Source organism: Allobosea sp. TAB14 (genome assembly GCF_052113865.1).
Lineage (GTDB): Bacteria > Pseudomonadota > Alphaproteobacteria > Rhizobiales > Beijerinckiaceae > Allobosea > Allobosea spartocytisi.
On record NZ_JBFRDQ010000140.1, the window covers coordinates 1 to 11,262 of the forward strand.

At 67.3% G+C, this 11,262-nt stretch carries 9 protein-coding genes; 6 read left to right on the forward strand and 3 right to left on the reverse strand.

The genetic code is table 11. The features are described 5' to 3' along the window. Positions 1 to 397 (forward strand): MBL fold metallo-hydrolase (locus AB4Y99_RS19550; protein WP_441524479.1); only part of this gene is annotated, 397 nt, incomplete at its 5' end. 78 nt (positions 398 to 475) lie between these two features. Here the strand turns inward: AB4Y99_RS19550 and AB4Y99_RS19555 are convergent. The 3 genes from AB4Y99_RS19555 to otnK form a co-directional block, all read right to left on the reverse strand. Next, the gene (locus tag AB4Y99_RS19555) at positions 476 to 2,023 is read right to left on the reverse strand and encodes a malonate--CoA ligase (RefSeq protein WP_441524480.1); all 1,548 of its coding nucleotides are present in this window, start codon (positions 2,021 to 2,023) and stop codon (positions 476 to 478) included. 39 nt (positions 2,024 to 2,062) lie between these two features. Further along, the gene (locus tag AB4Y99_RS19560) at positions 2,063 to 3,397 is read right to left on the reverse strand and encodes a malonyl-CoA decarboxylase (RefSeq protein ID WP_142020249.1); all 1,335 of its coding nucleotides are present in this window, start codon (positions 3,395 to 3,397) and stop codon (positions 2,063 to 2,065) included. Positions 3,398 to 3,469: 72 nt separating this feature from the next. After that, complete coding sequence (gene otnK, locus AB4Y99_RS19565; protein WP_441524481.1) at positions 3,470 to 4,735, reverse strand: 3-oxo-tetronate kinase; 1,266 nt, start codon at positions 4,733 to 4,735, stop codon at positions 3,470 to 3,472. Between the two features lie 280 nt (positions 4,736 to 5,015). On the opposite strand from otnK, the gene AB4Y99_RS19570 reads away from it, so the two are divergent. The 5 genes from AB4Y99_RS19570 to AB4Y99_RS19590 all read left to right on the forward strand — a co-directional run. Further along, on the forward strand, positions 5,016 to 6,533 hold the full coding sequence (locus AB4Y99_RS19570; protein ID WP_441524482.1) for an ABC transporter substrate-binding protein: 1,518 nt from the start codon (positions 5,016 to 5,018) through the stop codon (positions 6,531 to 6,533). 145 nt (positions 6,534 to 6,678) lie between these two features. After that, positions 6,679 to 7,623 carry an ABC transporter permease gene (locus AB4Y99_RS19575; protein WP_441524483.1) on the forward strand — a complete coding sequence of 315 codons (945 nt, stop codon included), beginning with the start codon at positions 6,679 to 6,681 and terminating at the stop codon, positions 7,621 to 7,623. Positions 7,624 to 7,631: 8 nt separating this feature from the next. Further along, positions 7,632 to 8,507, forward strand: coding sequence for an ABC transporter permease (locus AB4Y99_RS19580; protein WP_441524484.1), 876 nt, complete (start codon positions 7,632 to 7,634; stop codon positions 8,505 to 8,507). Positions 8,508 to 8,576: 69 nt separating this feature from the next. Continuing rightward, complete coding sequence (locus AB4Y99_RS19585) at positions 8,577 to 10,376, forward strand: gamma-glutamyltransferase family protein (RefSeq protein WP_441524485.1); 1,800 nt, start codon at positions 8,577 to 8,579, stop codon at positions 10,374 to 10,376. Positions 10,377 to 10,536: 160 nt separating this feature from the next. Then, on the forward strand, positions 10,537 to 11,262 hold a 726-nt coding region (locus tag AB4Y99_RS19590; protein WP_051987725.1), incomplete at its 3' end, for a DUF1028 domain-containing protein.

The window sequence follows — 11,262 nt, forward strand, 5'->3', positions numbered from 1 at the left end:
CGGCACCGGCGCCGTGGTCGATAAGATGGGGCCGGTGATGGGGCTGAGCTTCGAGGCGCCGGGCGAGCCGACGCTCTACTGGTGCGGCGACAGCGTGCTCTATCCGCCGCTGCGCGATGCCGCGGCGGCGACGGGACCTGACGTCATCGTCACGCATTCCTGCGGGGCGATGTGGGACAACACGCTGATCGTGATGGACGACGAGCAGACGCTCGATCTTGCCGAAGCATTCCCGCGGGCGACAATGATCGCGACGCATATGGAAGCGCTGGACCACGCCACCGTCAGTCGCACAGCGTTGCGCAAGGCGGCGAAAGAACGCGGCGTCGACACGCGGCGCCTGCGAATCCCCGCTGACGGCGAGACGATCGAACTCGGCGTGCCGGCGCTGGTTTGAGCCGCTCAAATACGCGTGTCATCCCGGCTCTTCGCTTCGCTCCGGCCGGGATGACACGCGATTTAAAACGGAAGGGGTCTATTCCCCCGCCTTCAACTGCTTGGCGTAGATGTCCTTGTATTGCTCGCGCAGCAGGTTCTTCTGGACCTTGCCCATGGTGTTGCGCGGCAGCTCCGCCACCACGAAGACCTGCTTGGGCTGCTTGAACTTGGCGAGACGCTGCTCCAGCGCCCCGGCGATGCCCTTCGCGGTGATCTCGGCGCCCGGCTTGCAGACCACGACCGCCGTGACCCCCTCGCCGAAATCGGGATGCGGCACGCCGATGACCGCGCTCTCGATCACGCCCGGCATCTCGTCGATCTCGGTCTCGACTTCCTTCGGATAGACGTTGTAGCCGCCGGTGATGATCAGGTCCTTGCCGCGCCCGACGATGTGGACGTAGCCGGCGGGATCGATCTTGCCGAGATCGCCGGTGATGAAGAAGCCGTCGGCCTTAAACTCGGCCGCGGTCTTCTCGGGGTTGCGCCAATAGCCCTTGAAGACGTTGGGGCCCTTGACCTCGATCATGCCGATCTCGTCGCGGGCGATTTCCTTGCCCGTCTCGGGATCGGTCACGCGCGCCGAAACGCCYGGCAGCGGGAARCCGACCGTGCCGGCRACRCGMTCSCCCTCATAGGGGTTCGAGGTGTTCATGTTGGTTTCAGTCATGCCGTAGCGCTCGAGGATGGCGTGGCCCGTGCGCTCGCGCCATTCACGATGCGTCTCGGCCAGCAGCGGCGCCGAGCCAGAGACGAAGAGGCGCATATGCTTCGTCGCCTCCCGGGTCAGCCGCGCATCCTGCAGCAACCGGACATAGAAGGTCGGCACGCCCATCATGCTGGTCGCCTGGGGCAGGTGCTTGAAGACCTGATCGGGATCGAATTTCGGCAGCAGGATCATCGCGGAGCCGGAGAGCAGCACCACATTGGTCGCGACGAAGAGGCCGTGGGTGTGGAAGATCGGCAGCGCGTGCAGCAGCACGTCGTCCTTGGTGAAGCGCCAATAGTCGACCAGGGTCAGCGCATTGGACGACAGATTGTCGTGGCTGAGCATCGCGCCCTTCGAGCGCCCGGTCGTCCCGGAGGTGTAGAGGATGGCGGCGAGATCGTCCGGCCCGCGCGCGACATCGGCGAAGCTGGTCGAGGCCGCCAGCGCCTTGTCGGACAGCGTGCCCGCCGAGACATCCGGCGCGCGCCAGACGCCGAGCGTCTCCAGCTTCGCGCCGGCCTTCTCGGCAAAGGGCTTGAGCGCCTCGGCCTTCGCCGGATCGCAGACGAAGACGGCGGGCTCGGCATCGCCGAGGAAATACTCGATCTCGGCCGGGGTGTAGGCGGTGTTGAGCGGCAGGAAGATCGCACCGGCCCGGACCGTGCCGAGATAGAGCATCAGCGCCTCGATGCTCTTCTCGACCTGCACCGCGACACGGTCGCCCGGCTTCACGCCGAGGCCAACCAGCGCGTTGGCGAAGCGGGCGGAGACGTCGAGCACGTCCTGATAGCTGTAGCTTCGGCCGTCATCGAGGAGCGCAAAACGCGCGCCCGGCCCCGGCATGCGGGCACGGATGAGGTCGAACAGGTGGTTGCCCATGATTTCGGGTCCTTTCAGGCGTTTCCGTCGTCGGGTCTGTCAGGGATTGGCCGGGCGCAACAGCTTGCGTACCGAGGAGGAGGCCACGACCGTGTCGCGCGTGGCGAAGGCCTCGTGGTTGGTCTCGATGTCGTCGAGGTCGTAGCGGTAATTCACCATCACGCCATGCGACTCGCGCAGGCCCCGCGCCGAGAGATTGCCACCGACATTGACGCGCTCCAGCCGCGCGCCATTGCCGAGATGGAAGCGCGCGACCGGGTCGATGACGCGCCCCGAGCTCCCCCGTGCGCGCAGCAGATATTGCGCCGCCATCTGGCCGAGCAGCTTGTCGCGACGCGCCTTGGTCGCGTCGTCGAGCGAGATGGTCTCGCCGGCCGGACGGCCCAGCTCCGCGCGCTCCTCATTGGTGAGATGGAACGCGCCGGGATCGGCGGCGATGCCGGAAAGCCAGCGGGCGAAGCCCGGCACCGGCGAGAGCGTGACGAAGGTGTCGAGCCCCGGCAATTCGCGCTTGAGGTCCTCGGCCACCTGCTTGATCAGGAAATTGCCGAAGGAAATGCCGCGCAGGCCCTCCTGGCAGTTCGAGATCGAATAGAACACCGCCGTCGTCGCCTCCTGCGCCGGCAGCACCTGGCGCTCCGGCTGAAGCACCTCGCCGATGGTGCGCGGAATCTCGGTCGTCAGCGCGACCTCGACGAAGATCAGCGGCTCGTCGACGAGTTGCGGATGGAAGAAGGCGAAGCAGCGCCGGTCCGCCGGTTCGAGGCGCCGACGCAGATCGTCCCAGCCCTGGATCTCGTGCACCGCCTCGTAGCGGATGATCTTCTCGAGCACATTGGCCGGCGTACGCCAGTCGATGCGGCGCAGCACGAGGAAGCCGCGATTGAACCAGGAGCCGAAAAGGTGCCGGAAATCGGCGTCGACGGCCTTGAGCGCAGGCTCCGCCTCCATCGCCTCGAACAGCGCCTCGCGCATCTGGACGAGGACATGGGTGCCGTCCGGCGCGAGATTGAGGCGGCGCAGCAATTCCTGCCGGCGCGGCTCGGACGCCAGATGCAGGGCCGAGACGGCCGCTGCGTCCGGCTTTTTGCGATAGGTTTCGATGGCCTTGTCGAGCCGCTCCGCATCCGGGCCGAAGCGCTCCGCGAGCAGGTTGAAGAAGGCGAGACGACCGGGCTTGTCGAGGCGTTGCCAGGCGTCGAGCACGGCCTGCGCGAACGCCATGCCGGAGGCCTCGCCCTTGCCGGAGAGAAGATCCTCGCAGAGCCGGTCGATCGGCCGGGCGCCTTTGCCGAGAAAGCGCTCGAAGCCGATCAGCGCACGGCCGCGATCGGCGACGTTGGTCAGGAGTTCGCCGAGAAACGCCATATCCATGCGGGCTCCCAATACTGCCAAGACCGGTTGCTCCGCGATCCTATACGAGTTTCCGCCGGCGCAAACCGCGTCTCAGCGCAGCAGGCTCCAGGCCTTCAGGAAGAAGTCCGGGGCGCCGAAATTCCCCGATTTGAGCGCGACGACCATCGCCGGCCCGTCGACGACGCGGGTCCAGGGCACGCCGGGGTCGATCTCGGGGCCGATCTCCAGCGTGCGAATCCCCAGGCCCAGCACGGTGGCGCCGGAGGTTTCGCCGCCGGCGACGAGCAGGCGCGTGACGCCACCCTTCGACAATAGCCGCGCGATTTCGGCGAAGGCATCCTCGACGACACCGCCCGCCTTCTCGCGCCCGAGCTTGTCCTGAACCGCCGCGACTTCGGCCGGATCGTCGCTGGAATAGAGCAGGAAGGGCTTGTCCGCCGGCTGCGCCAGCGCCCAGGCCGCAAGCCCGGCCGCATCCTGCCGCCCTTCGACCAGCGCGAACGGATCGACCTTGAGCGCCGGATAGCCCGCCGCCAGCGCCGCCTTGATCTGCCCGCGCGTCGCGGTGGAGCAGCTTCCCGAGATGATGCCGCTGCGCCCGGCCGGTGCCTGCAAATCCTGCGGGCCGGGATGCTCCGGCAGGAGGCCGGCCCGGCGGAAATTCTGCGGCAGGCCCATCGCGATGCCGGAGCCGCCGGTCAGCAGGACATGCTCGGAGACGGCATGGCCGAGCGTCATCAGATCCTCATTGGTGAGGGCGTCGGTCACGACATAGCGGACGCCATCGACCTCGAGCTTGGCGAGATGCGCCTTCACCGCGGCAGGGCCGGCGAACACCGTGGCGTAGTCGACGAGGCCGACATCCGTTTTCGCCTGCGCCGCCATCAATCGCATCAGGTTGGAATCGCGCATCGGCGTCAGCGGGTGGTCCTTCATCGAGCTTTCGTGAAGCGGCACGGCACCGACGAAGAGATAGCCTTGATAGATCGAGCGGCCATTGGCCGGAAAGGCCGGGCAGACGATGGCGAGCTTCGCGCCGAGCCGCTCCATCAGCGCGTTCGCAACCGGGCCGATATTGCCCTGCGCCGTGGAATCGAAGGTCGAGCAGTATTTGAACAGGATCTGCCGCGCCCCTGCCGCCAGCAGCGCCTCGCAGGCGGCCAGCGAGTCGGCGACCGCCTCCGCCACCGGATTCGTCCGCGATTTCAGCGCGACCACCACCGCATCGGCATCGGGTAAGGCAACGCCGGCCGCCGGCACGCCGATGACCTGCACGGTCCGCATACCCGCCCGGTTCAGCATCAGCGCCACATCGGTCGCGCCCGTCATGTCGTCGGCGATCACACCCAGAAGCACGGTTTCCTCCCTCTCGCTTTTCTACGTCCTTCTAGCCGGCGCCCACGGCCAGCGCGACCGTCATCGCCGCATCGCCTGCCCGAGTGTTCGGCATGCCGCGGGAGCCGCCCAAAAACCGTGCAGCGCCGCCCGGAAATTGGTGCGCCGCAGCGTCGACGGCACCGCGGTTCTGAGTCAACTTGGTCCCGCAAGGAACAAGTTCGCCGATATGGAGCCGGATCGGAGTGCTCGCCCGCTTTCCGAGACGCCTTGAAAAACGACGTTCGAAGAGGGGAAAACCATGAAGCTTCTCAAAGTTCTGGCCGCAGCTTCCACCCTCGCGCTCGCCGCGTGGCCCGGCCTGTCGCCGGCGCTGGCACAGACACCATCGACGCTGCGGATCGGGCTTCAGGAAGACCCGGACATGCTCGACCCGCACAAGGCCCGCACCTTCGTCGGCCGGATCGTCTTCATGGGGCTGTGCGACCGGCTGCTCGACATCACGCCCGAGCTGAAACTCGTGCCGCGGCTTGCCACCTCCTGGGAATTCTCGGCCGACGGGCTGACGCTGACGATGAAGCTGCGGACCGAGGCCAAATTCCATGACGGCGAGACCTTCAACGCCGAGGCCGCCAAGGCCAATCTCGAACGGGCGATGACCCTGCCTGAATCGCTGCGCAAATCGGAGCTTGCCTCGGTCGACAAGGTCGAGGCGCCCGACCCGGCGACGCTGGTCCTGAAGCTCAAGCGGCCCGACGCCACCCTGCTTGCCCAGCTCACCGACCGTGCCGGCATGATGCTGGCGCCGAAAAGCCTCTCCGGCGACGTCACCGCCAGGCCGATCTGCTCCGGGCCCTACAAATTCGTCGAGCGCGTGCAGAACGACCGGATCGTGCTGGAGAAGTTCAAAGAGCATTGGGAAGCCGACAAATACAATTTCGACCGGATCATCTACCGCTCGATTCCCGACACCACCGTCCGGCTCGCCAATCTGCGCTCGGGCGAGCTCGACATGCTCGAGCGGCTGGCGCCGACCGATGTGAAATCGGCCAAGGCCGATGCCTCGCTCAAGGTGACCAGCATCGCCAATCTCGGCTATCAGGGCATCACCATCAACACCAATAACGGCGATGCCGCGAAGCAGCCGATGGGCCAGGACAAGCGGGTGCGCCAGGCGTTCTCGCTCGCCATCGACCGCAAGGTGCTGAGCCAGGTGGTGTTCGAGGGGCTCTACGAGCCGATGAACCAGCCCTTCAACCCCGGCAATTTCTACGTCAGCGCCGATTTCCCCGTGCCGGAGCGTGACGTCGCCAAGGCCAAGGCGCTGCTGAAGGAAGCCGGTCAGCCGAAGGTCACCGCCGAGCTCTTCGTCACCAACAACCCCGTCGATACCCAAATCGGCCAGGTGATTCAGGCGATGGCGCAGGAAGCCGGCATCGATGTCCAGCTCCGCGCGACCGAGTTCGCCAGCCAGCTCCGCGACCAGCAGCAGGGCAAGTTCCAGATGAGCCGCATCGGCTGGTCGGGCCGCATCGACCCCGACGGCAACATCCACCCCTTCGTCACCACGGGCGGCGGCCAGAACGACGGCAAATACTCGAACCCCGAGGTCGATCGCCTGCTCAACCAGGCGCGGACCGTCTACGATCCGGCCGAACGCAAGAAGCTCTATGATGCCGCCCAGAAGATCCTGAACGACGAATTGCCGATCATCTATCTCTACAATCAGACGGTCTTCTTCGCGCTGCGCAAGAACATCGACGGCTTTGTCATCAACCCGGACGGGCTGATCCGGCTGGCAGGGTTGAAGCGCTCGTGAGCCCTTCCCTCGCGCCGACCACGGCGCCATCGTCCCGGGCGGCCGAGGGTCGACCCGGTTACCATCGTAGAGCGCAGTTTCCTATGATGGACCCCGGAATTCCGCTTCGCTGCATCCGGAATGATAAAGCGGTTTCGAGTGCGCCATGCTGACGCTCATCCTGCGACGCATCCTGATCGCGATCCCGACGCTGTTCCTGGTGTCGGTCTTCGTCTTCGCCCTGCAGCGCGCGCTGCCGGGCGACCCCTTCCTCGTCCTCGCCGGCGAGGAGCGCGACCCCGAGGCCATCGCCAGGCTGCGCGAGATCTACCKGWTGAACGACCCGGTCTTCGTGCAGTTCTTCGCCTGGCTCGGGCAGGTGGTCCAGGGCGATTTCGGCCGCTCGCTGCGCACCGGGGAGCCCGTGCTCGGCCTCATCCTGCAGAAGCTGCCGGTGACGATCCAGCTCGCCACCGCCGCGATCCTGGTGGCAATCGCGATCGGCATCCCCATCGGCATCCTGGCGGCGCGGCGCAAGGGCACCATCGTCGACTATTCGGCCAGCGCCGTCGCGCTGTCGGGGCTGTCGATCCCGAATTTCTGGCTCGGCATCATGCTGATCCTGCTGGTCTCGGTCTATCTGAAGTGGCTGCCGGCCTCAGGTTACGAATCGATCTTCGTCCACCCCTGGGAGGCGATCCAGCGCCTGATCATGCCGGCCTTCGTGCTCGGCAACGGGCTCGCCGCCTTCCTGATGCGCCATACCCGCTCGGCCATGCTGGAGGTGCTGCGCTCCGACTATGTCCGCACCGCCCGCGCCAAGGGGCTGGACGAGGACACGGTCGTGCATCGCCATGCGCTGCGCAACGCGCTGGTGCCGATCATCACGCTGACGACGCTGCTCTTCGGCGAGTTGCTGGCCGGCGCGGTGCTGACCGAGCAGGTCTTCACCATTCCCGGCTTCGGCAAGCTCATCGTCGATGCCGTGTTCAACCGCGACTATGGCGTGGTGCAGGGCGTGGTGCTGTGCACCGCCATCGGATTCATCCTGATGAACCTGCTGGCGGACATCCTCTACATCCTCGTCAATCCGCGGCTGAGGGCGGCCTGATGGCATCGATGGATTCCATCTCCTCGGGCGCAGGCACGGCGAGCGGGCTGAAGGCGCGGCCGGGCGTGCTGGCCCGGCTCCTCCACAATCCCTCGGCGCTGATCGGCGGCGGGCTCGTGCTCCTCTTCGTGCTGCTGGCGGTGCTGGCGCCGGTGCTGCCGCTGGCGGACCCGTTCAAGTCGAATTTCCTCGCCATCCGCAAGCCGCCTTCGGAGCTCTACTGGTTCGGCACCGACGAGCTCGGGCGCGATCAGGTGGCGCGGCTGTTCTTCGGGGGGCGCGCCTCGCTGCTCGCCGGTATCGTCTCGGTGCTGATCGCGGTCGCCATCGGCCTGCCCTTCGGGCTGATCGCCGGCTGGTATGGCGGCTGGATCGACATCGTGATCTCGCGCGTCACCGAAGCCCTGCTCGCCTGCCCCTTCCTGATCCTGGCCATCGCGTTTGCGGCGGTGCTCGGCCCCTCGCTGACCAATGCGATGATCGCGATCGGCCTGTCGGCCGTGCCGATCTTCATCCGGCTGGTGCGCGGGCAGGTGATGAGCGTGAAGGCCGAGGATTTCGTCGAGGGCGCACGGGCCGTCGGCGCGCGCGACCTGCGCCTGATGTTCCGCCATGTGCTGCCGAACACGCTTTCGCCGATCATCGTGCAATCGACGCTGTTCATGGCGCAGGCGATCATCCTCGAAGCCGCCCTCTCCTTCCTGGGGCTCGGCCAGCAGCCGCCATCACCCTCCTGGGGGCAGATGCTCAACGTCGCCAAGAATTTCATGGAGCAGGCGCCCTGGATGTCGGTGGCGCCGGGCATCTGCATCTTCCTGGCGGTGCTCGGCTTCAACCTGCTCGGCGACGGCTTGCGCGATGCGCTCGATCCCAGAGAGAATTAGATGACGCCAGCCATGCCCGGCCCTCTCCGCTGACACCGCACCGACCACTTTCCACGACTGGATACACCCATGTTCACCACCCGCCCCGAAATCCTCGGCACCTTCGGTGTCGTCACCTCGACGCATTGGCTCGCAACCGCGTCGGGCATGGCGATGCTGGAGAAGGGCGGCAACGCCTTCGACGCCTGCGCCGCCGCCGCCTTCGTGCTGCAAGTGGTGGAGCCGCATCTCGTCGGCCCGGCCGGCGACATGCCGGCCGTGTTCTATTCGGCCGAGACGAAGAAGGTCGAGACGCTCTGCGCGCAGGGACCCGCCCCACAGGCTGCGACCATCGCGGCCTACAAGGCACTCGGCCTCGATATGATCCCCGGCTCCGGCCTGCTCGCGACCGTCGTGCCGGGCGCCTTCGGCGGCTGGATGACGCTGCTGCGCGACCATGGCCGGCTCAAGCTGCGCGAGGTGCTGGAACCGGCCATCGGCTATTTCGAGAACGGCCACCCGATGCTGCCGCGCGTCTCGGATTCGATCCGGGAGCTTACCGATCTCTTCACCGGCGAGTGGCCGACGTCCGGCGCGGTCTATCTCCCCGGCGGCAACGTGCCGGAGGCGCGCAAGCTCTTCGCCAACAAGGCCGCCGCCGCGACCTACAGGCGCATCCTCGACGAGGCGGAGGCCGCAGGCTCCGACCGGCAGGAGCAGATCCAGGCCGCCTATGATTCCTGGTACAAGGGCTTCGTCGCCGAGGCGATGGACCGTTTCTGCCGCACGCAGGAGGTGATGGATTCCTCCGGCCGGCGCAACAAGGGCCTGCTCACCGCCGACGACATGGCGMGCTGGMAGCCGACTTACGARACGCCSGCCWSCGTGACCTATCACGRCTGGGAGGTCTTCAAGATCGGCCCCTGGGGCCAGGGTCCGGCCTTCCTGCAGACGCTSAAGATCCTGGAGGGCGTCGACCTTGCGGGAATGGGTCCGGCGAGCCCCGACTTCGTGCATCATGTCGTCGAGGCGATGAAGCTCGCYTTCGCCGATCGCGAGGCCTATTACGGCGAYCCGGATTTCGTGACGGTGCCGCTCGCGACGCTGCTCTCGGAGGATTACGCCGCCGGCCGGCGCGGCCTCATCGGCAAGCAGGCCTCGCTGGAGCTGCGCCCCGGCATCGTGCCCGGCTACGAGGCGCAGGTCGCGCATGCGCTGAAGGCGCTCGGCGCCATCGCCCAGCCGACCCAGGGCGGCGCCAGCGTCGGCGAGCCGACCATGGCCTCGATGGTCGCGGCCGGGCGCAAGGGCGACACCGTCCATATCGACGTCATCGACAAATGGGGCAACATGATCGCGGCGACGCCGTCCGGCGGCTGGCTGCAATCCTCGCCGGTCATCCCGGAGCTCGGCTTCCCGCTCAATTCGCGGGCGCAGATGTTCTGGCTGGAAGAGGGCCTGCCGGCCTCGCTCGCGCCGGGCAAGCGGCCGCGCACGACACTGACGCCGACCATTGCCTTCGAGAATGGCCGGCCGCGCCTCGCCTTCGGCACGCCGGGCGGCGACCAGCAGGAGCAATGGCAGCTCGGCCTCTTCCTGCGCCGGGTCCATCACGGGCTCAACCTGCAGGAAGCCATCGACCTGCCGCTGTTCCACACCCAGCATTTCCCCTCCTCCTTCTATCCCCGGACCTCGCGGCCGGGACATCTGATGATCGAGGAGAGCATCGGCGCGGCGGCCTTGGCGGAGCTGGAGCGGCGCGGCCACAGGCTCGAGCGCGCCCCTGCCTGGACGGTCGGGCGCCTGACGGCGGCGGAGACGGGCGATGACGGCCTCTTGCGCGCCGCCGCGACGCCGCGTCTGATGCAGGCCTATGCCGCGGGGCGGTAAGCTCTGCCGGTTTTGCCGTCATTCCGGGCGAAGCGAAGCGCAGCCCCGGAAGCCACCGTAGAGCGCCTCGCCCTTCGATGGGTCCCGGATCGGCGCGGCTTCGCCGCTTGTCCGGGATGACGGGGAAGACTGAGATCGACCGGATAACGAGGAACCGCATATGACCTGGTCCATCGTCGCCCGCGACGCCGCGACCGGCGCCTATGGCGTCGCCGTCTCGACCTGCGCCTTCGCCGTCGGCGCGCGCGTGCCCTATGGCGGCGGCCGGATCGGCGCCATCGCGACGCAGGCCTTCGTCAATCCGCTCTATGGCGTCGACGGGTTGAAGCTGCTGCAGGAAGGTCGCTCGGCTCTCGAGATCGTCGCGACGCTGACGGCGGCCGATGAGGGCCGCGCCCATCGCCAGCTCCATGTCATCGACCGCGACGGCAAGATCGCCGCTCATACGGGTGCGGCCTGCATCGACTGGTGCGGGGCGGTGGACGGGCCGCAGGTCTCGGTCGCCGGCAACATGCTGGCCGGGCCGGAGGTCGTGCAGCAGACGCTGAAGGCCTATATCGCGGCATCCGGCCTCGATTTCGACGAACGGCTCCTGGTCGCGCTCGAAGCCGGCGAGAAGGCCGGCGGCGACAAGCGCGGCCGGCAATCGGCCGCCATCCGCATCTGGAACGGCGAGCCGGTGCCGAGCTTCGACATCCGCGTCGACGATCATGCCGATCCGCTGGCGGAGCTGCGCCGGCTCTGGCGGGTGGCGCATCAGCGCTCCGTGCCGTTCCAGCAGGCCTCGCCCTCGCGCAGCCGCCCTGCCGGCGTCACCGACAGGGCCGAACTCGACCGGCTCTGCGCGGAATATGCGGCGAACTGGAACGCGCGGCATCCGGAGAGC